Source organism: Streptomyces sp. NPDC002513 (assembly GCF_053595355.1).
The window spans coordinates 45,594-69,942 of the sequence record NZ_JBSFXK010000035.1 but is presented as its reverse complement, the minus strand read 5'-3'; the positions used below and the strand labels follow the sequence as shown (position 1 = coordinate 69,942).

Below are 24,349 nucleotides of genomic sequence, written 5' to 3'. Positions count from 1 at the left end.
GTTCACCAGCCCAGTTCGTTCGCGGTGGTCTCGGCGATCGCGGGAGAGCAGGTCATGCCGCGCCCGCCGGGCCCGGTGACCAGCCACACCCCTTCGCGCACCTGCTGCCGGTGCACGATCCGCCCGGGGTCGGTGCACTGCGCGTACACCCCCGCCCAGCGGCGGCGGATCTTCGGCAGCGGCCGGCCGAGGAAGCCCTCGACGACCTCCGTCAGGTGCTCGTACGGGTCCTCGATCGTGTCGAAGGCGAACGGGTGCTCGTACTCATGGGTGTCGCCGATGGTCAGCCCGCCGTCCGCGCGCTGCACCATCAGCAACTGCATCCGGTGGGCGGCGGCGGTCGGCGTCTGGGGCTGCCCGGCGCCGAGGCGGTCGAGGGCCTCGCCGGCGAAGGCGGGGTAGTAGCGGAAGCTGTCGGCGTCGGCGACCGAGGCGGGGAGGGCCTCGCCGAGCGGGTCGGTCTGCATCATCTGCAGCCGTACGCGGCGCACGGGCAGGTCGGGGGCCAGCTCCTTCACCAGTCCGCCGAGCCAGGCACCGGTGCAGAGCACCACGGCGTCCGCGCGGTGCACCTCGCCCTGGTCGTCGCGGACCGTGCCGGGTCCGGTGACCTCGCGGACCTCGCGGCCCGGCAGGAAGGTGTAGTTCGGGGACTTCGACAGCTCCTCGCGCAGGGCGAGCTGGGCGGTACGGGGTTCCACGGCGGCGTCGCGCTCGCAGTACAGGGCGCCCTCGAAGCTGCCGCGCAGGGCGGGGTTCACGGTGCGCGCCTCGGCCGCGGTGAGCAGCTTGTAGCCGCGCGCCGCCGCGTCCGGACGGGCCAGGGCGGCCTCGGCGACGGCACGCTCGAGGTCGGTGCGCAGCAGGGTCAGCGAGCCGTTGGCGCGGAAGCCGAGCGCGGGCACCTGGGCCCCGATCTCCTCCCACAGCTCCCTGGCCCGCAGGGCCGTCTCCAATTCCTCGCCGCCCGCGCGGCCACTCACCCAGACGAGCCCGAAGTTGCGCAACGATGCGCCGCGGGCCTCGGTCTCGCGTTCGATCTGTACGACCTCGTGGCCGCGTTTCACCGCTTGCCAGGCGTGCATGGTGCCCACCACGCCGGCTCCTACGACTGTCACTCTCACGACGGACACGCTCCTTGGAGTCGGAAAACCGAAAGGGTCCTTTCGGCAACCGAATGGTGAACCGCCCTTCAAGTTTGGGCTAGACCCGTTATCTTTCCGTTATGAAAACGGGGCGGACCCATGAGGCCGCCCCGGATCGCTCCGCTCGCCTCAGGCAGCCGCCCAGGCGCTTGCTTCAGCCGCCCAGATGGGCCGTGAAGGAGAACCGGTCCCCCCGGAACAGCGTCCGCACCCGCTCCAGCGGCCGGCTCTCCGTGTCCCGCGAGACACGGTGGATCAGCAGCATCGGCAGAGCCGGCGGCGTACCGATGAGCAGGGCCTCGCGGGGCGCGGCGAGCACGGTCTCGATGCGCTCGTCGGCATCACCGAAGGCGATGCCCTGCTCGTTGAGGAAGCCGTAGAAGGAGGAGTCGGGGTCGAAGTCGGTGTCGAGCCGGGGGACCCGCGCCACCGCCACATAGGTGCTCTCCAGCCCCACCCGCTCGTCGTCGGCGAGGAGCAGACGCTCCATGTGCCAGACCGGTTCACCGCGGGTGAGGCCGGTCTCGGCGGCCAGGACCTCATTGCAGTTGAAGCGGTCGAGCGTGATGAGCCTCCGGCCCGGGGTGCGGCCCTGCCTGCGGACGCCCTCGGTGTAGCTGGCCAGGGACAGCGGCTGCTCCAGTTTCGGCCCGGCGACCACGGTGCCCCGCCCCTGCCGCCGCAGCCTGCCCTCCAGGAGCAGGTCGCGCAGTGCCTGCCGTACGGTCTCGCGGGCCACGTCGTACCGCTCGGCGAGGTCGCGTTCGGTGGGCAGCAGCCCGCCCTCGCCCAACTCCGCCACGAGCGCGGCGATTTGCGCCTTCACCGCGTAGTACTTGGGAACGCGGCCGTGCTCGGGAATGCCGGAGCGGACGGGGGCGCCGGGGTCCTGGTCGTTCGGGTAGTCCACGGCATGATCGTCGCAGACCGGCCTTACGGCCCCGGGGGCGGGCAGCGGACGGCCGGTGTCAGCGGCGCCTGCGGGCCATCACGAGGGACCCGCCCGCGACGAGCAGACCGGTCGCGGCCATCGCCACTCCGCCGACGAACTTGACGAGGTCGCGCGACGGTGGCGACGCGGCGGTGGTGGCCCGCGCCCCGGCGGTGGCGGTCGACCCCGGGGCGGGCGACGCCTTGTCCGCGGGCCGGAGCGCATGGCCCTTGTCCGACTGCCCGGACGCCTTGCCGGTCGGGTGAGCCGCCGTGCCGGTGGGGCCGTTCGCCTTGTCCGGCGCGGCGGTCGACGTGCCGGTGGGGGCGGTCGCCTCGTCCGACGGACCGGGCGGCTTCCCCTTCGGGGCGGTCGACTTGCCGGTGGGAGCGGTCGCCTCGTCCGACGGACCGGGCGTCTTTCGCTTCGGGGCGGGCGTCTCTCCCGTCGGGTCGGGTGTCTTGCCCGTGAGTTCGGCGGTGGCGGCGCCCCCCGCCTCGACCCGGAACCAGTAGTTGTCCGACTCGCCGGCCCAGTCGCCGTCGCCGCCCTTCTTCTGCGCGATGGCGGCCTTCGCCACGATGTCGTTCGGCCGGGCCTCGTCGGTGAGTCCGAACCGCACCTTCACGGAGCGCGTCCGGCTCGGGCCCACCGTGAAGCCGGAGAAGCCGTCGTCGAAGGTGCCGACCAGTTCCTGCCGGTCGGTGTGGGTGAAGGTGACCGGGTGCCAGCGGCCGCCCCCCAGGAACTCCAGCTTGGGCTCGGCGTCCCTCAGCTTGTGCTGGGAGTCGACCAGGACGACCACCGGGTGGACGTTCTTGCAGGACTCCGCGGTCTTGTTCGTGAGGTCGATGAACCAGGTCTCGTCGGCGCCTCCGGGCTTGTAGCTGCCGGGGCCGCCATGGATGCGGGTGGTGAGCGGGAAGGCGTGGCCGGCCAGGCCGGCGCAGCTGAGCTGCTCGTCGGCGACGAGCGCGGCGGCGGGCGCCTGCCGGAGGAGAAGGACGGCGGCGAGCGCACAGGGCAGGAACAGAGACAGTCGAGAGGGTGGAGACAGTCGCATGAACATATGAGCTTCCATAAGGGGCGCCCTGGGGGGCGCGCCACGCCTGGAGAGCGGCACTCGGCGAGGGCAAGTCCCCTCGATCAGCGCAGTGGGCCCACCTTTTGGCGGGTGTCGTCCAGCGGCCTGCGTCCTGGGCTCTTCGCCCTGCGTTCCGGCCAGGTCCCACCCCCCGCGTCCCGCCCAGGTCACACCTCCTACGTTCCGCCCTGACACCGGCCCAGGTCATATCCAAGCGTCCCGCCCTGACGCCCGCCCAGGTCACACCCGAGCGTCCCGCCCAGGCACCCGCCCAAATCACACCCCCACACCCCGCCCAGGTCTCACCCCCGCGTTCCGCTCAGGCGCCGCGCCCCGTGCCGCGCCCGGGCGTCAGCCCTCCGCCCGCCCGAACAGCGGCGCGAGCAGCAGTCGGGCCGCGCCCTCCGCCACCCCGCGCGCCCCGCCGGGGGCGACGCGCACCGGGACGCCCCCGGCCGAGCCCTCGCGCCGGGCACGTGCGCCGAGGACGGCGCTCACTCCGCCCACGAAGGACTCGGGATGCGCGGCGACGGTACGGCCGCCGAGCAGCACCAGGTCGATGTCGAGCAGCCCGGCCAGGTTCGCCGCGCCCGCGCCGAGGACCCGCGCCGCCTCGGCCACGTCGCCACGCGCGACGGCGGCCAGGCACAGCGCCTCGATGCAGCCCCGGTCACCGCAGTGACACGGCGGCCCGTCCAGTTGGATGACCTGGTGCCCGAACTCGCCGGCCCCGGTCCGCGCTCCCCGGTGCACGGCGCCGCCGATGACCAGCCCGGCGCCGAGTCCGGTCCCGAGGTGCAGATAGGCGAACGACGGGGACGCGCCCTCGGCCGCCCCGCCCAGGGCGAGCCCGAGCGCCGCGGCGTTGGTGTCCTTGTCGACGACGACGGGCATCCCAAGTCGCCGCGCCAGCGAGTCCCGCAGCGGGAAGCCGTCCCATTCGGGGAACCCGGTGACCCGGTGCAGCACACCGTGCAGATGATCGAGGGGGCCGGGGAGTGCGACACCGACGCCGAGCACGGGGAGGGGGGCGGGGGCGGGGGCGGGAGCCTCCGGGACGTCATCCGCCGCAGGCGTCCCCGCGTCCCCCGGCGCCACCACGTCCACCCCCGACGCCACCACGTCCGTCCCCGACGCCACCACGTCCACCCCCGGCGCCACCACGTCCACCCCCACCCCCTGCGCCGCCCCGGCCAGCAGGGCCTCCACCTCCCGGGCCGCGCCCTCCACCACGGCCTCTCCCCCCGCGCCCAAGTCCAGCGGAGCCCGCCGCTGCGCGACCACCGCGCCCGTCAGGTCGCAGAGCACGGCCCGCAGTTCGTCCCGGTCCAGGTGCAGCCCCACCGCATATCCGGCGTCCGGCACCAGCCGTAGCACCGTGCGCGGTTTGCCGCCGGTGGAGGCGCGGCGGCCCGCCTCCACCGCGAGGCCGTCCGCGCGCAGCCGGGCGGTGATCTTGCTGACGGCCTGCGGGGTCAGCCCGGTCCGCTCCGCCAGTTCCAGGCGGCTGATCCCGGCCTCCCCCGCCGTACGAAGCAGATCCAGCACGAGCGCGGCGTTGTGGCTCCGCAGCCCCAGCAGGTTCACTCCGCCCGCCACGGTTCCCCCGGCCCCATGCCTGCCTCCGCCCGGTCCCGCGTATGTCCTGTCCACGCCCCCATTCTCCCTCGCGCTTGCACTTTGGAAACAGCGTTGCGAAAGTAGGGCCATGACTGCCACCGCCCCTGGTACTGACACCCCCCTCCGCGTGGGCCTCGTCGGCTTCGGCCTCGCGGGCTCCGTCTTCCACGCCCCGCTGATCGCCGCCACCGAGGGCCTGGCCCTCGACACCGTGGTCACCTCGAACCCCGAGCGGCAGAAGGAGGCCCGCTCCGCGTACCCGGACGTGCGCATCGCCGCCTCCGCCGACGAACTGTGGACCCGGGCCGGGGAACTGGACCTGGTCGCCATCGCGACCCCGAACAAGACGCACGTCCCGATCGCGACGGCCGCCCTGGAGGCGGGCCTGCCGGTCGTGGTCGACAAGCCGATCGCGGGGACGGCGGCCGAGGCGCGCGCACTGGCGGCCCTCGCCGAGGAGCGCGGCCTGCTGCTGTCCGTCTTCCAGAACCGCCGCTGGGACAACGACTTCCTGACCCTGCGCACGCTGCTGGCCGAGGGCGCCCTGGGCGACGTCTGGCGTTTCGAGTCCCGCTTCGAGCGCTGGCGCCCGCAGCCCAAGGGCGGCTGGCGCGAGTCCGGTGACCCCGCAGAGATCGGAGGTCTGCTGTACGACCTCGGCAGTCACGTCGTCGACCAGGCGCTCGTCCTCTTCGGCCCCGCCGCCTCCGTGTACGCCGAGGCGGACATCCGCCGCCCGGGCGCGCAGACGGACGACGACACGTTCATCGCGCTGACGCACACCAGCGGCGTCCGCTCCCACCTGTACGTCTCCGCGACGACGGCCCAGCTCGGCCCCCGCTTCCGCGTCCTCGGCTCCGCGGCGGGCTATGTGAAGCACGGCCTGGACCCGCAGGAGGCGGCCCTGCGCGAGGGCCTGCGCCCCGGCTCGGACTGGGGCCGGGAGCCCGAGTCGCTGTGGGGCCGCATCGGCGCCGGGGAGTCCCCGGTGACCGGTGGCGGCCGCCCCGTACCGACCCTGCCCGGCGACTATCCCGCGTACTACGCGGCCATCGCCGGGGCACTGCGCGAGGGCGGCCCCAACCCGGTCACCGCGCACGAGGCGGCCGCGGCCCTCGATGTCCTCGAGGCGGCCCGGCGCTCCGCCCGCGAGGGTGTGGCGGTGGCGCTGTGACGACGACCGCTCCCGGGATCCCCGAACTCGAGGCGCAGGAGCGCCGCCTGACGCTCCCTCACTTCACCTACGACGACGCGTGGGCGCTCGGCACGATGCTGGTGGAGCTGGCGCGGGCCCGCAGCGCGCCCGTCGCGATCGACATCCGCCGGGGCGGCCAGCAGCTCTTCCACGCGGCGCTGCCGGGCTCCACGCCGGACAACGACGCCTGGATCGACCGCAAGCGCCGCGTGGTCGAGCGCTACGGCTGCTCCTCCCTGCTGGTCGGCACCCGCTTCCGGGCCAAGGGCACGACGTTCGAGGAGTCCTCCCGCCTCGATGCGGATGTGTACGCGGCGCACGGCGGCGCGTTCCCGATCACGGTGGAGGGCGCGGGCGTGATCGGCACGGTGGTGGTGTCGGGCCTGCCGCAACTGGAGGACCACGCGTTGGTGGTCGAAGCCCTGGAGAGGTTCAAGGAGACCCGCTGACGCCCCTGCAGGTCGTGTGACGGCGACATCGTGCGGGCCGCCCGTGGACGCGAGGACCACGGGCGGCCCGCAATCGCCGGACGGCTCCCGCGGCTCCCCGGCCGCCGCCCCCGCAGGAGCGCCCACGCGTCCGCACCACCCCGTTCACGGACCGGACCGCCCTGACCGCCCGGACCGCCCGGCTCAGCCGCGGCCCGCGCCGAAGCGGAGGGCCGCCCGCTCAGCGGTACAGCACCGCCCGCTCGACCGCGCTCCACGTCGTACCGGTGACCACGTACAACGCGGCGGCCAGCGGCACCACCGCGACGGTGACCAGGGTGAAGAAGGACAGGAACGGCAGGGCCTTGGTGACCGCGCCGAGCCCGGGCACCTGCGCGCCCGCGTCGGCCGGCGCCGCGCTCACGGCCATCGTCCGCTTCGTACGCCACACGTTGAACGCGGCGACGGCCGCGACGACCGCGAACAGACCGAGGTAGACGAGTCCGGCCGGCCCGAGGAGTCCGCCGTGGCCGAGCGCGTCTTTATACAGGCTCGGCCTCGATCGGCTGCAGCAGCCTCTTCCGCTTGAGCAGCGCGCGGCTGACCGGATCGGCCGGGTTCGGGTCCAGTCCGGGTCCCGGCACCATGTCGATGTCCGGGACGGGTACGGCGGTTCCGCAGTCGGGACATTCGCCGTACGGACCCAGTTCCCGTTCCGTCCCGCAGGTGGCGTGCCGGAAGGTGCGCAACGGCTCCCCGGTGAAGTGCTCACGCCCCCACAGGCCGAGCGCGCGCACGGCGGGCCACAGGGCGATGCCGCGGTCGGTGAGGACGTACTCGTCCCTCGGCGGCGATTCCTGGTAGCGGCGCTTCTCCAGGATCCCCTCGGTGGTGAGGGTCTGGAGACGGGCCGCGAGGACGGCACGCGGGATGCCGAGGTGGGCGAGGAAGTCGTTGTAGCGCCGTACGCCGTAGAGCGCGTCGCGCACGACGAGCAGTGTCCAGCGCTCGCCCACGATCTCCAGCGCCCGGGCGATCGAGCACTCCTGTGTCGCGTAGTCCTTGCCGAGAGCCATCTCCCCACTGTAGCCACCCTCCTCTCGATGGTTCATTGACCGAACCCACTTTGCCGATTCTTGATTCAATGACCGAACCTACGCTGCTACGGTCGGAGCAAGTTCAATGAACGAACCCGTTCGCTCCCGACCAGTCCTCACCCGGAAGCGCAGGCCATGCCCCCGTTGGAAAGCACCGCGACCGCCGTCACCGCCCCCGCTCCCGCCGCCGCGGCCCAGGAGACCCCGCGGGCCGCCCTCACCCTCGCCCTGACCAGCGCGGCCACCGCCATGGCGCTGATGATCTACACCGCCCCGATGGTCACGCTCCCCGCCACCGCCGCCGCCCTGCACACCCCGGCCTCAGCCCAGGCCTGGCTGCTCAACGGCACCCCGCTGGGCCTGGCCGCACTGCTCCTGGTGGCCGGCACCCTCGCCGACGACTACGGCCGCCGCCGGATCTTCGTGGCCGGCACGGTCGCCCTCGGCCTCACCACCACGCTCGGCGCCTTCACCACCTCGACCTGGCTGTTCACACTCACCCGCATCGCCCAGGGCGCGGCCAGCGCGGCCATCCTGGCCAGCAGCCTCGGCCTGCTGGTGCACGCCTACCCGAGCGCGCGCGGCCGGCTGCACGCGACCGGCGTATGGGGCGCGTTCGTCAGCGGCGGCATCGCGGCCGGCCCCGTGGTCGCCGGGGCGATGCCCACCTGGCGAGCCGCCTACGGCATCCTCGGCGTCGCCGCGCTCGTGATCGCGGCCCTGTCGCCGCGCGGCCTGACGGAGTCCCGCGCACCCCGCGCCGGCCGCCCGGACCTCCTGGGGGCGGCCGTCTTCAGCGTCGCCCTCGTCTCCCTGGTGGCCGCGCTGACCCTGGGCCGGGACGGCTGGCTGCGGGCACCGGTGCTCCTGCTGTTCGCGGCGGCCGTGGTCCTGGTCCTGGCCTTCGCCCTGGTCGAGCACCGCAGCCGCACCCCGATGATCGACCTCACCCTGCTGCGCCGCCCACGCTTCCTCGGCTCCGCGGCGGCCGGACTCTTCACGGGCCTCACGGTGATCGGCCTGTTCAGCTTCCTGCCGGCCCTGCTCCAGCAGGCGCTCGGTCTCTCAGCGATGAACACCGCCTGGCTGTTCCTGCTGTGGTCCGGGCTGTCCTTCCTGGTCGCCCTCCAGGCGAAGCGACTCGCGGGCCGCGTCTCGCCCCGCCACCAACTGGCCCTCGGCTTCGCCCTGCACGCCGTCGCCGTCGTGACCATGCTCGGCGCGATAGGCGCCCACTCCTGGCCGCGCGTGCTGCCCGGCCTGGTGATCGGCGGCGTGGGCAGCGGCCTGCTCAACGCCGCGCTGCCGCTGGTCGCCGTGGAGTCGGTCCCGAGGGCCCGGGCGGGGATGGGCTCGGGCGCCCAGCAGACGATGCGCTACATCGGCTCCTGCGCGGGCGTGGCCCTCACCATCGCCCTGGTCACCTCGGGCGGCGGCACACTGGCGCACGGCGCGAACATCGCCCTGCTCGTCTCAGCGGGCCTGGCCCTGGTGGGAGCGGCGGGCGTCCTGGCCCTGCGCGAGCGGACCGCCTGAGAAGGGACCGGGCGGAGGCCCTGAGAAGGGACCCGAACAGAGAGGTCCCGAGAAGGGACCCGAACAGCGAGGGGAACGCGTTCATTCGTCGAGCGCGTTCCCCTCGCCTTTCGGCAGGTGCGGAACCGACCCGTCATACGGCCGAACGCCAGAAAATGAACATCCGAAACAACCAGCGGCCCGGCCGGTCTCCCCCGGGCCGCCCACTCCGGGCCCTAAAGTGACGCCCGTTGACGCCGGCGAAGGGCGCTCAATCCACTTCGACCACGCAAGGGGCGGCCCGGCGATGCCAGTGAAGAACTACCGCACGCTCGACGGAATCCGCGGTGCCGCCGCCCTCTGCATTGTCGTACTGCATTCTCCGCGCCTTTTCGGGACCGCGCCGGAATTCCTCGGAATGGCCGTGGACCTCTTCTTCGTACTGAGCGGCTTCGTGCTCGCCCACGCCTACGACGAGCGCATCGGCCAGGGCATGACACCGCTGGACTTCCTACGGCGACGCTGGGCACGGCTCTACCCTCTGTACGCCCTGGGCCTGCTCCTGGGAGTAATCCACGCCGTACTGTGCATCCTCTACCATTCGCCCACCGAGCCATGGAGCCGGCGAAAACTCCTCATCACCCTGCCCACGGCCCTGTTCATGCTCCCGGCGCCGACAGGCGAAGGACTGTTTCCGCTCAACGGCCCGATGTGGTCCATTTTCTTCGAGCTGCTCGCCAACCTTCTGTGGGTATCGTTCTGGCGCCCCCTGCAATCCGCAAAGATTCTCTTCGGCACCGTACTGACCTGCGGCGTCCTCTATTCTTTCGCCCTCTTCCACTGGGGAACCGCGGCGGTCGGTCTGACCTGGTCGACCTTTCCCGGCGGGCTGGCACGGGTGTGCTTCTCCTTCGCCGCCGGACTGCTGGTCCACCGGTTGCGGGACAGACTGCGCACCCCGAGCGTTCCGCCGCTGCTGCTGATGGCCGCGCTGCCCGCCCTCGCCTTGTTCAGCCCCGGCCTGGTCACGCAACTCCTGTGCGTCCTACTGGTGTTCCCGCTCATCGTCCTGCTCGGCGCGAGCAGCGAGCCCTCGACCGGCAGCATCCGGGGCTGCTGCGATGCGCTGGGCAAGGCCTCCTACTGCGTCTACGTGCTGCACCGGCCGCTGGCGGCCCTTCTGTACGCCGCGACCCTGCAGTTCACCGGCTGGAGACTGGAAGTCCTCGCGCCCTGGGGCGGTCTGGTCTTCCTGGCCGCACTGGTGGCGGCGGGCCTGGTACTGACGGACCGGGTGGAAACCCCGGCACGACGCTGGCTCACGCGCCGTCTGGCCCGGGACCACCGCCGGCCCCTGCCCGCCCCACGCCACGGCGACATCCCCCTGGCACCGGCCGACACCGGCCGCGACACCACGACGGCCCCACCGCACAAGCCGTAGGCGGGCATCAAGAGCCCGCGCGGACAGGCGGCGTGGAAAGCCTCGGCATCACGGTGGGCGCAGGCCCCCAGTGAAGAGTGAGTTGCGATGCTCTGTGATCGCTGGCGAGACCCGTGCGCATCCTTCGTTTCAGGTCGCCTGCCTGGCCAGCCTGCGCAGGGCCCGCGCCGCAGGTGATCCGGGGTCGGCCGTCATCTCGCTCGGCCGGCGTGAGCCGCAGCACGCGGGCCGGCGCGTCCAGGATCCGGGCCGATGGCCGCGGCCCCCGGGCCTGCTCCAGCCGCATGTAGTAGTCGACCGACATGTGAGCGAGCCGCGCCACCTCTTCGCGGCGCAGACCCGGTGTGCGGCGCGCGGTGCCCGTCGCCGCCAGGCCGATCTCGTGCGGACGCAGGGCCGCCCGGCGGTTCCGCAGGTAGTGGGCCAGCTCCTGCCGCGCCATGCCGCCTCCTCCCACTGCCTGGTACGGGCTGTCCCTGGCAGAACACCCACGACCAGGGAAGTGTGGTCGCCATGAACGAACGCACAGCTCTGGTCACCGGTGCCAACAAGGGCATCGGCAAGCACATCGCCCGGCTGCTCGCCGCCGAGGGCCTCACCGTGTACGTGGGCTCCCGTGACCCCGGGCGCGGACAGCGGGCCGTCGAGGAGATCGGAGCCGGGGCCCGTCTGCTGGTCCTCGACGTGACGGATCCCGACGGCATCGCACAGGCCGCGGCTCAGGTGGACCGCTTGGACGTACTGGTCAACAACGCCGGCATCACGCCGTCACTCGCGCCGCCGGCCGACACCGGCGTCGAGGAGTACCGGCGCACGTACGAGACCAATGTGTTCGGGGTAGTGGCGGTGACCAATGCCTTCCTGCCCGCCCTGCGCCGGTCCCCGCGCCCGCGCATAGTCAACATCTCCAGTGGCACCGCGTCGCTGACCTGGAGCACCACCCCCAACCCCCAGTTCACCCCGGGAAGCGGCGGCGCCGCCGCCTACCGGTCGTCCAAGGCCGCCCTCAACGCCCTCACCGTCCTCTACGCCCAGACGCTGGCCGAGGACGGCTTCAAGGTCAACGCGCTCGCCCCCGGCCTGCGGGCCACCGATCTCAACCCCCGGACCGCCGCTGCCGACGGCGACCCGGCCGAGGCCGCGCAGGGTGCGCTCCGCCTGGCCCTGCTGCCGGACGACGGCCCCACCGGTGGCTTCTTCTCCTGGGACGGAACGCCCGTGCCCTGGTGATCAGTCATGGGCGGCGTCGAGGACGGGTGTCCGAGCGGCGGGTGTCTCAGCGGCGGGTGGTCCAGGCTCGGCGGATCAGGCTACGGACGGTGATGATCGTGTCGGCGAGACCGAAGAAGGCGCTTCTCAGTCGCTGAGCGTTCCGTTCGCGGCAAGGGGCGGTACGGACGTCGCGGGCGGACGGCGCGGCCGCGTAAGCCGGCCAGCCGGCCGGACCACCACCCGACCGCCCCCGGCCTGCGAATCTCTCTCCTTTGTCAGTCGTCGGCAGTACGGTGTCCCCCATGCGCCCCGACACGCCTGCCGAGAACGTCGACCACAACGCCGAAGCAGCACGCCTGGAGCGGGCTGCCGGCCTGTATCCCGAGGACGCGGAACACCTGCTGTTGCAGGCCGCGGCCCACCGGGAACTGGCCGGTGACCGCCCCGGCGCGACCGCGCTGTACGACCGCCTGCTGTCGTCCTCCGAGCCGCTGGAGAACCCCCACCTCGTCCGCGCCCTGAAGGCGTCGAACCTGTGGGAGTACGACCACGAGGCGGAGGCCCGGGCGATCATCGACGGCCTCCGCACGTCCGCCCCCCGCCACCCGGCGCCTTGGCTGATCGTCGCGGAGTCGCTGGAGTCGCACGACGAGCTGGAGGCGGCGGAGGCGACGTTCACCCAGGGGCTGAGCCTCCTGCTCGGCGACCCCGCGGAGCCCCCGCAGTCCACCCACCCGCTCCTCTACGGCCGCCACCGAGTCCGCCGCATGCTGGGCGCGGCCCATGACGACTGGGACATGCTGGCCGACACCCTCCACTCCTCCTCGGTGTCCCTGGACGAACTCCACGACCCGAAGCGGATCTGGTCTCTGGGCTCGGACAACCCGGCGGAACTCCAGGCCGAGATCAGCCGCCTGCAGGCAGAGCTGGGCGCCTACCGGGAGGCCCTGTCCCGCCCGTTCCCGGTCGCGGTCCTGCACTGGCCGGCCCCCGAACTCCAGGAGCTGGTGGCGGCGTACCCGTCGCTGGCCACCGAGTACTCCTCCCACACGGAGCACCAGACGACGATAGAGCGATCCCTGAGGGAACTGGCCGCCTCCGGCACCCCGAACCTGGGCATCGTGACGGCCACGGTCCCCTCCTACGAGGCCTTCGCAGCCTCGGAGGGCACGACCCCGGAGGACACCACCCTGCTCCCCCAGTACGCGACGACCCTGGCAGCCCGAGGCCGGGCGATGACGTGGCCACCGGAGCGGGGCGGGGCGTGCTGGTGCGGGTCGGAGCGGGTTTATGAAGGGTGCCACGGAGGCTGACGAATTCGCACATCGTTGCAACTCAACGCCGTCGCCCCAGGAACCATAGAGAACCGGCGTAACCATAGGCGCCGTAGAGGACTACCCTCTTCGGTGTGTCCGAAGATCCCGACTGGAAGGCGCCGGAGGGTTCATGGGCTTCCTCCGCCGCTCGCCGTCGCAACATGCAGGCGATCCGCAGCCGCGACACCCAGCCCGAAAGGCTGATCCGGCGACTGGTTCACGCGAAGGGGCTGCGCTATCGCGTCGCCGCCCGCCCCCTTCCTGGCCTTCGCCGGACGGCAGATATGGTATTCCGCCCGGCGAAGGTTGCCGTGTTCATTGATGGCTGCTACTGGCATGGCTGCCCTGAGCACTATGTCGCCCCGCGAACGAATCCGGCATATTGGTCAGAAAAAGTACTACGTAACGTTCGACGCGACCGTGACACGGATGAGAGGCTCACGGAGGCAGGATGGATTGTGCTCCGCTTCTGGGAGCACGAGCCATCAGATGCTTGCGCTCACAAGATCGTCGATATTGTCCTTGCGCGTCGCGGAGATTCGCTGGGCCATTGAGACAGGAAACTCCATCTGCTCAGGGATAGCTTCCACGGATGCCCTTTCGGCGGATTCCATCTCATAATCCTTGAGCAGTTCGCCTCGATGTTCCGGACGCAGGACAGCAGCGATAGCACGCCCCACAGCCTCAGCAACCGGAGGCGGAAATGCATTCCCAACCTGCCGGTAGCGTGCCGTCTTCTTTCCCTGGAATTTCCAATTACGTGGGAAACCCTGGATAATCGCAGCCTGCTCAACAGTCAGCATTGGGCCAGCTTCTCGGAAGAGGTCTCGCTCCGCATCACACTCCTCGCGATCGTTAGCAACACCCATAGCATCCACCCCCATGGCCGCCCAAGCCCGCTTGGCCCTGGTGGGACCGAGGTCGGCACCGCCATGCTTCTTCGACCCGCCCACAAGAGTCGGAGCTACGCCCTTGCCAGCCGCCGCAGCTTTCTCGGCGTCCTTGAGCCAGTCGTCATATACGTCTTTTCCGGTGCGATCACCGGGTTTGGCGGGATGCCCCCACTGATTCTTATCCCAGAAATCTTCGCAACGCTCCCTCATGGTCCTTTCGAGCTTCCCCGCGACTGTGGCACCTCCCCCTTTAAGAAGCCTCGGCCAGAGGAAATCGAATTCGCCACCAGCAAGGATATCCTCACGAAAAGCAACAAGAATCGCACGGGGGCGCAATTGCGGCACGCCGAAGTCACTGGCATCAAGCCGCCGCCAAACCTCCCTCATCGCTAGGTCCTGGTTCACTGACGGCGAATTTTCGTCAACCTCCGGTACGGAATATCCGGCATCCCGCAGCTCCCCAAGAATGTAATTGCGATATTCGATGAAAACCTCGGGGGGCTCAAGAATCCCTCGCACATTTTCAATCATGACCGCCTTGGGTTTCAAAGCCCTGACGATCCTCAGTGCATCCGGAAATAGGTCTCGCTCGTCTTCCGGCCCGAGCTGCTTTCCAGCCAGTGAGAATGGCGGGCACGGGACGCCGCCGGCGAGCAAGTCAAGATCGCCTTCATTAAGTCCGAGATTCGTGTGCATTTCAGAGCCAAGGAATTCCCGGACATCCATCGACTCGAGGCTCTGCGCCTTCTCCGGGGTCCACCCAGGCCAGCCACCTACGTTCGCTCGAAGCGTCTGCACCGCATGGCGATCCCACTCAACAAGCGCAAGATGGTCAAAGCCGGCGTCGTGCAGCCCAACAGCTTGGCCGCCGGCCCCCGCACAGATCTCGATCGAGGTCAGTGGCGAGGCGAACTGCGGACGCTTCCGGCCGCTGGCGCGCATGGGCGCTCCTCCTGGTGTGGCGAAAAACACGCGTTGGTCCTCGTCGGGACAGTGATCATTGCCCCGACGACACCAGGAGTCTCCCAAACTCAATCCATCAACGCTACCGACTGCTCATGTGGCTCAGCAAGGCCTCGATGTCACTCGGCGCTAGACCAGCCGCAACAGACGGCTCTTCTTGCAGGTCAGAGAGCTGCTGGACTGTCGGGTCATCGAGGATCTTCCCCATGAACTCCAGCTTCTGCTCCAACCGCGCCGCAACCACCTCATCAATGGTGTTCCTCACAGCCAGGACTGTCACCCGCGTATCTGTCCCCGGCGCGAGGCCGAGGCGATGGATCCGGTCAAGGCTCTGCAGGAACCGCCCCGCCATGAAGTCACGGTCCACATACACCGCGTCGTGACAGACGTGATGCAGGCTGATTCCCTCTCCGAGCGTCGCAGGGTTAGAGATCAGCACCATGCAGCTCGGGTCTTCCCGGAAGCGTCGCAGTTGCTCGTCTCGGTCGGCTGTGCCCCCGTAGACGACGGCTGGACTGTACTTCTCAAGCAACTGCTCCAGAGTGGTAAGACTCCGCACGAACGTGGTCCACACCAGTGTCTTGCGGCCCCGCTCGGCATTCTCTGCAACTATCGCTACCGCCTCCTTGTACTTGGGAGACAGCTCGTAGTCCGGCAGATTCTGCATGAGGGAGTACAAGGAGCTTCCCTGGGGGATCTCCATCGGCGGCAGCTGATAAGCCAACGGCTCATATCGGCTACCGCCCTCAAGGAGCAGGGCAGGACTCGTAGCTGCCATGAGGAGCCGCAGAGCCGTCTTGCCGAGCGAGCTGAGGTCCTCTCTTGCCGCTCTGCTGTTCATACCACCGACCAGGGAACCGTAGATTTCGTCATGCAGCGGAGGCATATCCAGGTACCGGATCCCAAGGTGAACGGGGGGAAGGCCCAGTTCCTGCTTCGTCGTCCGAGTGAACAGAGGCCGAAGGACAGTGCTGGCGTAGGCAAGGTCTCCGCCCGCCACAGCTCGGACTACAGTGCGCTGACCGTGGCCCGGCCAGACGAAGCCCATCAGGTTCTCCAGGTCCTTCGATCCGTTCGGCGCTGGCGTCCCAGTAAGGATCATCCGCCGCTCAGCGAGGGGGCCAAGTGCCATACATGCAGCGCCGTACGTGCCTCGTGCGCCGAGCTTCATCCTGTGCGCCTCATCAAGGATGATCATCGAAGGCGCCGCCTTCAACCAACTAGCCAACGTGGCCAACGAGCGGTCCAGCCGCTCGTAGTTGACGATAAGTACCTCCGCCCATTGGTCCATCGATCCGTCGAGAACATGGGTCCGCAGTGGGTACCTGAAACAAACGGCGGTCTCGTAACGCCAGGACTCATAGGCCGACTTAGGGCACACCACCAAAACTCGGCTCACCTTTCCCCGAGCCTTCTGCGCGGCGTAGACCGCAAGGGCCACGCGTGTCTTACCCGCACCGGGGACGCTGAAGTTGGCCCCGTGCTGGAGTGACAGCAGCTTTGCGATGTCACGAAGCTGGAATGTACTGAGTTCAGCTTCCCACGTGTCTCCAAGCAAGCTCGGAACTGAGCCAGGGGCAACCTCACCCTGCGGCTGAGAACCAGCAAGTCGTTCCTCGACCGTGTTCGCGTCCCTGACGACGCTTGTCACAAGGTTGCGCAGCTCGGGAGCCCACTCCACTCCCTCGTGATGAGGCCAACTCCCAAGAACCGCCAGATCGGCGAGCAGTTCGTCAAGCGCGACTGAGGCGCTCAGAGGCCCGAGCTGGCCGCCCGTACGGAAACGGGCGGCCAGCTCTACAAGGTCCTGCTGGTAGTGATCGGTTGTCCTGAGGACGACTCGTGTGCGTGCCTCGTCAAGGCCGAGATGCAGGGACGTTTCCGTGTTTTCCGTTGTCACTGCGGGCCCCCCGCAGCCGCGGCCTCCAGCAGCCAGGCAACTCCGTCCCCGGGATTAGGCAAGCCACGGCCGGCCTGCTGAGCCAGCTTCCGAAGGCTGCCACGGAGCTTCAGCACCGCCTCGTCGAAAGCCTCCTCATCCAGGCTCCGGGAGGTGCGGGCCTGGACAAGGTCCATCACGCACTGATCGATGCTCGCGCAGGCCTCTGCAAGGCGAGCAGGCGCCAGCTGCTTGCGCTTCCGCAAGCGTCGATCGCGGCCAGCAGCGTCAATCGCCTCGTCAAACGCCCTCTTCGCTTCGTCGAGTACGGACTGGCCCTGTGCTTTGTCACCATCGAGCAGCTCCGGGCCAGCGCTCCGGACCGCAGCGCTGGCGCGGAGGATCTGGTCGTTCAGCGCTCGAGCCTCGGAAACTGCAGAGGAGGCCGAGGGCACCGTCAGACCAAGTCCCGGAATGGACACTGCTTCCGGCTGTGTTGCAACAGAGTCGCCCGTGGCCAGCGTGGCCGGCAACGTACGGCCCAGGTGCCCCTCCTTCAAGAACTCCTCGTCGATATGTCGGACGTCGGTCTTCGAGAAGTTCAGGAGGATAGCGGCCAGCCGCCACTCCTTGAGGACCTCCGCCTGGTCACGGTCGACGGTCTCAAGCTTGACGTACAGGCGGTGGAGTTCCTTGAGTCGCTCCTGAGCCCCCTCCCAGTCCACCAATCGCAGTGCGAGACCACCGCCGCTCTTGCTCCGGTCGATCAGCTCCCTGATCGTGCTAAGGATCCAGCGCTCCTGGTGATAGGTCTTGACCTGGATCCGGAACTCCTTGGCGATCTGCTCAGGTGTCCGGCCAAGCGCTGCCTGCTCCTCCATCGCCAGGAGCTTGTTGATGAACGTGTAGTCGCGCCGATGGTCCTTGCGCAGCTGGAGGGATAGTTCGACGGCGTTGATGTCCGCCCATGTGAACGACTCAGGCAGGACCCCAACCCGCATCGACTGGACACCGAGCTCCCGCAGGGCGGCAGCTCGCGTGTTTCCATTCACCAAAATTCCGTGGTGTGTCACGAGGCCAGGGTCGTTCTGACCGAACTGCTTCAAGCTGTCTTTCAGCGTATCGAACTCCGGGTCCCGCAAGTTCGGATCGGCCGGCGACGCCTGGAGCAGGAATTTCAGGTAGTCCTGGCTTTCGGCACTCCAGGGGTCCTTCTCCAGAGCGTCGTCACGAGCCGAGTCGTGGCTGCGCTGGGCGCGGATCCGGTGCGTACCCGGGTTGAAGTACAGCCCGCTGAGCGGGAGGTCGATCACCTCAACATGTGCCTGCTGCTCATTCCAGTCCACCGTGACGGTCTCCCTGGTACCGCCGGCGACCTTGACCTCCTCAACCTTCTTCTTGATCAGTTCACTGAACTCGGCCGCCCGAGGCGGCGGCGGAAACTCCCGCAGCATTGCTCTCCCCCTTCTGTACTAGTCGTCCATGTCGTCGAGCGCGTCGGCGACGGCCTTGCGTGAGTCGTCAGGCAGAGTCCTGTAGAGGCCCCAGATCTTCTCCATGGGGCTGAGGGACCTCTGGTCGGCGGCAATCCACGCTGAGAAGACCTGCCGTTCCATGGGAGACAGGCCTTCCGCCAGGTCGAGGATCACTCCCAAGTCGACCTCGCGATCGGCTCCGCCCGCCCCGCATCGCTTGCATTCCGTGACGAGCTGGTAGTCGACCGTTCCGTCTGGCATCAAAACCTTGCGCCGAGCCACGTTCAACACCGACAAGGTGATGCCGTCCTCGTACGCCTCGCCGCCCGCGATGCCGCACGAACGGCAGAGGTAGTTGTCCGCCTGGAACACCTTCAAGCGCTGGGCCGCCGTGAGGCTGTTCTTATGCTTCGGCGCCTTGGACTTGCCCGGGATCCAGACGTCCTCGCCCCTGACCACGAAGCGCTGCTCCTGCTGCTTCAGTGAAGGGTCATCGCGGCTGGTGTCGATGCGCCAGTCGCGATCCCGCAGGTCCCGGATGCGCCGGTCGATCTGAGCGACATCCGGGAAGGCCGCGCGCAACTGTGCCTTCGTAAAGATATTGCCCTCGCCCACTACAAGAAGAAGCCACAGCGCTGCACGCGCCATGCTCCCCAACTTCGTGTCCTGCCAGGACGGCAGCGTCATCTAGTGCCTCCGGTCATGTCGCGCGAAAAAACGCACTAAGCCAATGCAATGCACAGCAAAACTGCGCAATGCAGGCTTACACCCCCCGCCTCTCGGGCGGCTCCTCAGCCAGTCTGACACCACAACCCGAAAGGAAGTCCAGCGCCAGAACACTTGCTCCAGAAATAGCAAGGATCAACTCCCCGCCGCTCGGGCACAATTGCGAGATCGGGATCACGACCTCGCTTGGAACCCGGAGGCAGAGCGGCATGGCAAAGGACGACACGGGCGCGGCTCAACACGACTGGATCGACAAGGGGTTCGGCAGTGACGTTTCTGCTGGCCAGCGCGCCCTCGCACGGGCACTGCAAGGGCTCTGCCGTCACTTGGTCGACGTCGACCAATCAGGCATACCTACTGGAAAGCGACCAACTCAGGCTAGAGCGGCGAAGCGCATTTATAGCAACGAAAGCTCTCTGTCCAGATTCCTGAGCGGGGACTCCATCCCCAGCCTGAGAATCATCGAGGAGCTGCACAGGGCGGCCTGCTCAGACACGGGCGGAGAAGGCCTCGTCGGCATCACTCTCAAGGAACTCAGGAGCCTCCGGGACCATGCACATGCGGAGAGGCGCTGCCGCCACTGCGCTGAGCTGGTTGCGGAACTCGACGAAGTCACCCAGTGGCTCCGCGAGACGCAGTCCGAAAGTGCATCCCTGCGCCAGACCAGCCAAGACAACGCCAAGGATCTTGAAGCCCTACGCGGCGACGTGGAGATGCTGACGGCGACAATCACAGAACTGAAGGCAACCAGGGCCGGCTTGCAAGCCCGTCTCGCGGTTCGCGCGTCGTCGACTCCGCTGCCGGTCCCCCGCCGGAGGGGGGACCGGCAGCGGAGGAAGAACGATGTTGCCGCCACACGCCTGGTGGCCAAGCAGGCGGGGGAACTGCATAGCGGCGGCCGGCGGGATGCGGCGCTTTCTCTGCTGCGCCACACCACGGAAGTACTTAACCACCTTGAGACGGCGACGCTGCTCCGCCTGCTGAGACGGGAGCAGGAGGACAGCCTCGCTGACAACTTGATCCATATCTACGGCCGGGATCAGAACGACCAGGACATCCTGCACGTGGCTCTGGAACTACATAAGCAGGGCGCCACCGATGACGCCGGCGCGCTTCTCCGAGCCGCACTGGAGTGACCACTGGCATGCGCTTTTCTGCTAAGCCGCCTCCGTTTCGGCTTCGTAGTGCGTCTGCGCCCGATCGAGGATGTCGTCCGGGTCATGGCCACGAGCAGCAGTCCAGTGGAGGAGATCAGCGATGAGTTCGATCGCTGCCTGCTCAAGGACAGCGTTCCGTTTGCCACCCTGGAGCACGGGCTTTCCTGCTGCGCCCTGGTAGCACTCAAGCGCCTTGAAGGCCCGCTCGATGCGCAAGCACGCACGCTCTGAACTGAACGCGATCTCGCACCAGACCGCCTTGCCAGCAGCCGTCAGGCCCGCCCCCCACCTCACGGCCAGTGCCGCGATGAGATGCAGGCCGCGGCCGCACTCCTCGTCGCAGCTTGGGCTCCTCAGCGAAGGGAGCATGCTGCTCTTGTCGTGGACTTCGACGCGTAAACGCTCCTTCCGGCACTCCAGGACCAAGGTCGCTGACGCGCCCTCGCCGACGTGCTTGATGACGTTCGTTGCCAGCTCCGTAACGAGAAGCTCCACCTCATCGGCAGCGGCAGGGGTCCCCCACTGCCTGAGCTGCGCGACCGCGGCTCTCCGAAGCAGAGACACCTCCGCCGGCACTGCCTCGAAAGGCAGGACACAGCGGAGTCGGGGCTCGGCGGCCTCGTAGCAAGTCATGACTACTCCTCCCTCCCGGGCCACACACGCACCCAACCTGCCGTGTTGGCCTGGCTGCGCTGTGTAGCGATCCGTAAGCCGAGAATGGCATAGAGAAGTCTTGCCGTGTAACTTCTCACGATAATCCATCGGGTGAATCTGGTGGCCGGGTGCCTCGTGGACTGCCTAGCCTGATGCGCGTCGCCGGGCGTGTCGCCCAGCGCTCGCACAGAGGAGCCGCATGTCCGTTCGAGCCACCACACGCCGTCGACAACTGGGCGCAATGATGCGCAAGTTGCGTGCTCGCAAGGGGCTGACGCTTGAGGAAGCCGGAGGGCTTGTCGGCGTGTCCAAGGCGACGGTCAGCAGGTATGAGACTCAGGCCGGCCCAGTCAAGTGGATCGTGATCGACGCGCTGTGCCGGGAGTACGGAGCGACTGAGGCTGAGCGTCGGGCTGTTGTCGCCCTGGCGAAGGACGTCAAGCAGCAGGGTTGGTGGAGTTCATTCGCCGACTCCATCCCGGAGAGCATGAACCTTCTGCTCACGCTTGAGAACGAGGCCGTACGCGAAGATCACTTCTCCTGCGTCTACGTCCCTGGCCTTCTGCAGACCCGTGCTTACAGCACCGCGCTCCAGAAGGCCAACGAGGTGCCCTTGGAGCTTGCAGAGGTCGAGCGGCTCGTGGACATCCGTATGAAGCGGCAGGAGGTCCTCGGCCGTCAGAAGCCTCCGAGACTGTGGGCCATCCTGGATGAGTCCGTGATCCGTCGGGTCGTCGGTTCACCGGAGACCATGAAGGAGCAACTCGGCCGCCTGCTGGAGGCGAACGAGTCCGCCCACATCAGGCTCCAGGTGCTCCCCTTCTCCAAGGGCGCCCACGCGGCAGCTCTCGGAAGCTTCGTCATCATTGGCGGTGCCGAAGCGGCCCTCGACGTGGTGTACGTCGACTTCCACACGGGGTCACTCTTCCTGGAGAAGGACGAGGAACTGGAGCGATACAGACTTGCGTTCGAGTACCTCCGGGCGCAAGCGTTGGACATGGAGGCATCCTCCGCCATGATCCATCGCGTTCGCAAGGAGCTGTGAATGCCCGTCGGCCAGCCGCCAGTCCCCGATTCCGCATGGTTCAAATCGTCTCATAGCGGGGGCAACACCACTGAATGTGTGGAGGCCGCCTTCGTACCGAACGGCGTACTGATACGGGACTCCAAGCAGCCTGACCGGGCCTGCGTGGCGGTATCACCCGACGCATGGTGCCAGTTCCTGACCGATTGGCTGAAGCGCTGATCCATGGCGAAAGAGACACTGTTGGCAACGCCAGTGATTCCTGTAAGAGTTGGACAGCGCTGATGAGAAGCAGGCGGCGAACGGGGCAGTAGTGCAGAGGTGGAGACGGGTTGCGCTGATTCTCTGCGCTTTGGCACTCGGTGTCCTCGCACTCGCCTATCCCCGTGGGCACGGCGATGTCGTGGATGCGACGCAGTTCAGCGTCGCTTTCTTCGCCACGCTGCTCACCGGTGAGGCGGTCATCTTCGCGCTGACTTTCTCCGCGGCCAGCTCCTGGCCGTCGTTACGAGCGATCGACGGCCACATCGCCTTCCGGGAATGGGTGTTGATCGGCTGGTTCGCCGCCCTGTTCACCGGCTGCGGGTTGCTCGGCGGCAACGAAGCCAGTGCTACTTATGGCGCGTTGCTGTTCCTTCTGGCCAATATTTTCGGGATCTTCTCTTTCGTTCAGCTCTTCGGTCTGGCGAGTATCGGCGGCCGCAACCGGCTGCTACGTCGGACCCTGACCGAAGCTCTGGCCCGGCAGGGCACGGTTCCCGGCTCCGCCTCTCCCGAGCCCGAGAACGACCCCATCATCCACACCTACCTGGGCACCGTCAGCCAGGCGGCCACGAGCAACGACCCCACGGCGATCCGGCACCTCGTCAACCAACTGGTGGAGGCAGAGGTCCCGGCGGAAGCTGCGGACAGAACCATCACGGTTCACCTCGACGTCCTCCATCGTCTATCGCGCGCCACGCTGGTCAGCGGTGCGGACCCGGTTCAGGTCATCGTCTGCGCCCATGCGCTGATCGACTCAACCATCCGGCACTCCCGCCGCCTGCCTGACCCAGCGCCAGCGCTGGGTGCGCTCAGCCGCTACCTGGCGTGGCTCGCGAACACCGTGCTGCTCATGTCGGTACGAGGCGTGGCTTCCAACCGAGCCGCCCGCGAGCTGGTCGCACTCACTACCGACGCCCGGCTGAAGATCCTGCGCTGCGTCGACCCGGACCCGAAGTCCGCCAACACCCGCGACGAACTCGGCACGATTTTCACCAGACCGATCCAAGTCCTGCTGTGGAGCGGTGACTTCAGCGAGTTCCACGGCGCCCATCAGGCGAGCGCACTGTACGGCGCCTACGAGATCCTCACCGGCACCAAGTTCATGGGCAACTACTGGGACGGCGCCTCCATCCTGGCTCAGCTGCGCCAGGTCCTCTACGGAGCCGACGCCCTCTCCACTCCCGAAGCCGACGCCGCGCGCAGCACCTTCGCCTCCGTGCAGGGATACGACCACTTCTGGGCGCTCGTCTCGGTGACCGCGCTCGCCACCCTGCGTGACGCTCGCCTGCCTCACCCCCCGGAGCTGATCCGTCCCGAATTCACGCCGGATCAACAGCTGTTGGGCGCCTATCTACGCACCTTCGCCACTCACCGATACTTCAGCACCGCCGCGGAGGCCAGAGAAGCGCTGTTGGGGCTCATCAGCCGTGCCGACCCGCCCAGTTCACCAGCCGCAGAGATAAGAAGGGCACGGCGCGGTCACAGCTATCAGGTACCCGCCCCGCTCGTCGAACCACACCAGCGTCCGGCCGCAATGCTCCTGGCCATCGCCTGCCGCATCGCTCCGCTTGCTCCAGGCGACAGTGACACGGCGCTGCGTGCCTTTCTCGCCTCCCTCCCCACTCACGCGCTCAAGGCCGCCGCGCGCCTGGCAGCACGAGTTCTGCCTGGAGCTGCCGAGGAGGGCCAACCGGCTGAGGCCATCGTCACCGGTCTCAGAGTTCTCCAACTCGTCGGCGCGCACACCCGGGAGGGAGCATGACCGATCCCGTCATAGATGCAGACGCCTGGCGGGGGCGGCTGGCCGACCTTGGGACGGAAGAGGTAACCGCCGCCGTCGTCGTACAGTGCGGCCAGGACTGGCTACTGCCCGAACTCACGGCTTTCCGCAACGAAGTCGATCAGGCCCTCATGACTGCCCAGCTGCGCCGCGGTGACAGTCTCGCCATTACCCGCGTAGTGCTGCACAGCCTCCCCCTTGAGCCCGACGCTGCGGCCCGTCCCACCGCGATCGACGAAGCCTTCGAGGAATGGCATCACCGGCTGTCCGCCACTAGTGTTCTACTCTGTGACTCCAGTCCAGCCGCACCCCGCGTCCATCGCCTGATCCTCCGTGGCGACCAAGTAGCTGCTGACGTCCCGGATATGCTCGAACTGCGTAAAAACGGCGAATGGACCGACCCTCACATGGCCGGACTGGCGCTGCGCACCACCGAGATCGTCGGCGCCACCACTCCACTCACCGGCTACGACCTGAGCCTGGACGGTCCGTTCGGCGACGCCGACCCTTCCGTCTACATGTGAGTGCACCCGCAACTGGCTCAATCGGA

Annotated in this window: 22 protein-coding genes and 3 pseudogenes; 12 read left to right on the top strand and 13 right to left on the bottom strand. The window is 68.4% G+C overall.

All coding sequences use genetic code 11. The annotated features are described in order from the left end of the window. Positions 1–2: 2 nt before the first annotated feature. The 4 genes from ACWD5Q_RS22430 to ACWD5Q_RS22415 form a co-directional block, all read right to left on the bottom strand. On the bottom strand, positions 3–1,124 hold the full coding sequence (locus ACWD5Q_RS22430; protein ID WP_451428799.1) for a TIGR03364 family FAD-dependent oxidoreductase: 1,122 nt from the start codon (positions 1,122–1,124) through the stop codon (positions 3–5). A gap of 175 nt (positions 1,125–1,299) precedes the next feature. Next, positions 1,300–2,055, bottom strand: a complete 756-nt coding sequence (locus ACWD5Q_RS22425) for a GntR family transcriptional regulator (RefSeq protein WP_451428798.1) — start codon at positions 2,053–2,055, stop codon at positions 1,300–1,302. A gap of 58 nt (positions 2,056–2,113) precedes the next feature. After that, a complete protein-coding gene (locus tag ACWD5Q_RS22420) occupies positions 2,114–3,139 on the bottom strand; it encodes a hypothetical protein (protein ID WP_451428797.1) in 1,026 nt (341 codons plus the stop codon). 372 nt (positions 3,140–3,511) lie between these two features. After that, entirely contained in the window at positions 3,512–4,813 is a 1,302-nt protein-coding gene (locus ACWD5Q_RS22415; RefSeq protein WP_451428796.1) for an ROK family transcriptional regulator, read from the bottom strand. Positions 4,814–4,868: 55 nt separating this feature from the next. Here ACWD5Q_RS22415 and ACWD5Q_RS22410 point away from each other — a divergent pair, with 55 nt between their 5' ends. Further along, entirely contained in the window at positions 4,869–5,954 is a 1,086-nt protein-coding gene (locus ACWD5Q_RS22410) for a Gfo/Idh/MocA family protein (protein ID WP_451428795.1), read from the top strand. Further along, entirely contained in the window at positions 5,951–6,424 is a 474-nt protein-coding gene (locus ACWD5Q_RS22405; protein WP_451428794.1) for a heme-degrading domain-containing protein, read from the top strand. Before ACWD5Q_RS22410 ends, ACWD5Q_RS22405 begins: the two co-directional genes overlap by 4 nt. 220 nt (positions 6,425–6,644) lie before the next feature. Here ACWD5Q_RS22405 and ACWD5Q_RS22400 read toward each other — a convergent pair. Beyond that, positions 6,645–6,950: pseudogene (locus ACWD5Q_RS22400) on the bottom strand (hypothetical protein); the annotation flags it as partial. Continuing rightward, entirely contained in the window at positions 6,946–7,479 is a 534-nt protein-coding gene (locus ACWD5Q_RS22395; RefSeq protein ID WP_451428793.1) for a winged helix-turn-helix transcriptional regulator, read from the bottom strand. The pseudogene ACWD5Q_RS22400 and the gene ACWD5Q_RS22395, both read right to left, overlap by 5 nt. Before the next feature lie 156 nt (positions 7,480–7,635). Between ACWD5Q_RS22395 and ACWD5Q_RS22390 the strand changes: the two genes are divergently transcribed. After that, on the top strand, positions 7,636–9,036 hold the full coding sequence (locus ACWD5Q_RS22390; RefSeq protein WP_451428792.1) for an MFS transporter: 1,401 nt from the start codon (positions 7,636–7,638) through the stop codon (positions 9,034–9,036). Between the two features lie 286 nt (positions 9,037–9,322). Then, the gene (locus ACWD5Q_RS22385; RefSeq protein ID WP_451428791.1) at positions 9,323–10,456 is read left to right on the top strand and encodes an acyltransferase family protein; all 1,134 of its coding nucleotides are present in this window, start codon (positions 9,323–9,325) and stop codon (positions 10,454–10,456) included. Between the two features lie 196 nt (positions 10,457–10,652). Here the strand turns inward: ACWD5Q_RS22385 and ACWD5Q_RS22380 are convergent. Then, a pseudogene (locus ACWD5Q_RS22380) lies at positions 10,653–10,898 on the bottom strand (helix-turn-helix domain-containing protein); the annotation flags it as partial. Between the two features lie 71 nt (positions 10,899–10,969). On the opposite strand from ACWD5Q_RS22380, the gene ACWD5Q_RS22375 reads away from it, so the two are divergent. Further along, positions 10,970–11,686 carry an SDR family oxidoreductase gene (locus ACWD5Q_RS22375; protein WP_451428790.1) on the top strand — a complete coding sequence of 239 codons (717 nt, stop codon included), beginning with the start codon at positions 10,970–10,972 and terminating at the stop codon, positions 11,684–11,686. Between the two features lie 46 nt (positions 11,687–11,732). On the opposite strand, the pseudogene ACWD5Q_RS22370 reads toward ACWD5Q_RS22375, so the two are convergent. Beyond that, positions 11,733–11,852, bottom strand: a pseudogene (locus ACWD5Q_RS22370) (IS5/IS1182 family transposase); the annotation flags it as partial. Positions 11,853–11,970: 118 nt separating this feature from the next. Here ACWD5Q_RS22370 and ACWD5Q_RS22365 point away from each other — a divergent pair. Both ACWD5Q_RS22365 and ACWD5Q_RS22360 read left to right on the top strand, forming a co-directional pair. After that, positions 11,971–12,981, top strand: a complete 1,011-nt coding sequence (locus tag ACWD5Q_RS22365) for a hypothetical protein (RefSeq protein WP_451428789.1) — start codon at positions 11,971–11,973, stop codon at positions 12,979–12,981. 95 nt (positions 12,982–13,076) lie between these two features. Next, the gene (locus ACWD5Q_RS22360) at positions 13,077–13,538 is read left to right on the top strand and encodes a very short patch repair endonuclease (RefSeq protein WP_451428788.1); all 462 of its coding nucleotides are present in this window, start codon (positions 13,077–13,079) and stop codon (positions 13,536–13,538) included. Here the strand turns inward: ACWD5Q_RS22360 and ACWD5Q_RS22355 are convergent. From ACWD5Q_RS22355 to ACWD5Q_RS22340, 4 genes are all read right to left on the bottom strand, one after another. Next, positions 13,470–14,819 carry a DNA cytosine methyltransferase gene (locus ACWD5Q_RS22355; protein WP_451428787.1) on the bottom strand — a complete coding sequence of 450 codons (1,350 nt, stop codon included), beginning with the start codon at positions 14,817–14,819 and terminating at the stop codon, positions 13,470–13,472. The genes ACWD5Q_RS22360 and ACWD5Q_RS22355 overlap by 69 nt on opposite strands. 103 nt (positions 14,820–14,922) lie before the next feature. Next, positions 14,923–16,503, bottom strand: a complete 1,581-nt coding sequence (locus ACWD5Q_RS22350; RefSeq protein WP_451428812.1) for a DEAD/DEAH box helicase — start codon at positions 16,501–16,503, stop codon at positions 14,923–14,925. Positions 16,504–16,736: 233 nt separating this feature from the next. Next, entirely contained in the window at positions 16,737–18,173 is a 1,437-nt protein-coding gene (locus ACWD5Q_RS22345) for a hypothetical protein (protein ID WP_451428786.1), read from the bottom strand. An 18-nt stretch (positions 18,174–18,191) separates the two neighbouring features. Further along, positions 18,192–18,881 carry a hypothetical protein gene (locus ACWD5Q_RS22340; RefSeq protein ID WP_451428785.1) on the bottom strand — a complete coding sequence of 230 codons (690 nt, stop codon included), beginning with the start codon at positions 18,879–18,881 and terminating at the stop codon, positions 18,192–18,194. Positions 18,882–19,129: 248 nt separating this feature from the next. On the opposite strand from ACWD5Q_RS22340, the gene ACWD5Q_RS22335 reads away from it, so the two are divergent. Beyond that, positions 19,130–20,056, top strand: a complete 927-nt coding sequence (locus ACWD5Q_RS22335) for a hypothetical protein (protein ID WP_451428784.1) — start codon at positions 19,130–19,132, stop codon at positions 20,054–20,056. Positions 20,057–20,077: 21 nt separating this feature from the next. Here the strand turns inward: ACWD5Q_RS22335 and ACWD5Q_RS22330 are convergent, their stop codons facing one another. Continuing rightward, positions 20,078–20,710, bottom strand: a complete 633-nt coding sequence (locus ACWD5Q_RS22330; protein ID WP_451428783.1) for an ATP-binding protein — start codon at positions 20,708–20,710, stop codon at positions 20,078–20,080. 220 nt (positions 20,711–20,930) lie between these two features. Between ACWD5Q_RS22330 and ACWD5Q_RS22325 the strand changes: the two genes are divergently transcribed. From ACWD5Q_RS22325 to ACWD5Q_RS22310, 4 genes are all read left to right on the top strand, one after another. Beyond that, a complete protein-coding gene (locus ACWD5Q_RS22325) occupies positions 20,931–21,776 on the top strand; it encodes a helix-turn-helix domain-containing protein (RefSeq protein WP_451428782.1) in 846 nt (281 codons plus the stop codon). Then, positions 21,777–21,977, top strand: a complete 201-nt coding sequence (locus ACWD5Q_RS22320) for a DUF397 domain-containing protein (protein WP_451428781.1) — start codon at positions 21,777–21,779, stop codon at positions 21,975–21,977. Positions 21,978–22,158: 181 nt separating this feature from the next. Next, positions 22,159–23,781, top strand: coding sequence for a hypothetical protein (locus tag ACWD5Q_RS22315; RefSeq protein ID WP_451428780.1), 1,623 nt, complete (start codon positions 22,159–22,161; stop codon positions 23,779–23,781). Next, positions 23,778–24,323 (top strand): hypothetical protein, encoded by a 546-nt coding sequence (locus ACWD5Q_RS22310; RefSeq protein WP_451428779.1) that lies wholly within the window; start codon positions 23,778–23,780, stop codon positions 24,321–24,323. The genes ACWD5Q_RS22315 and ACWD5Q_RS22310 overlap by 4 nt, the downstream gene beginning before the upstream one ends. Positions 24,324–24,349 lie beyond the last annotated feature (26 nt).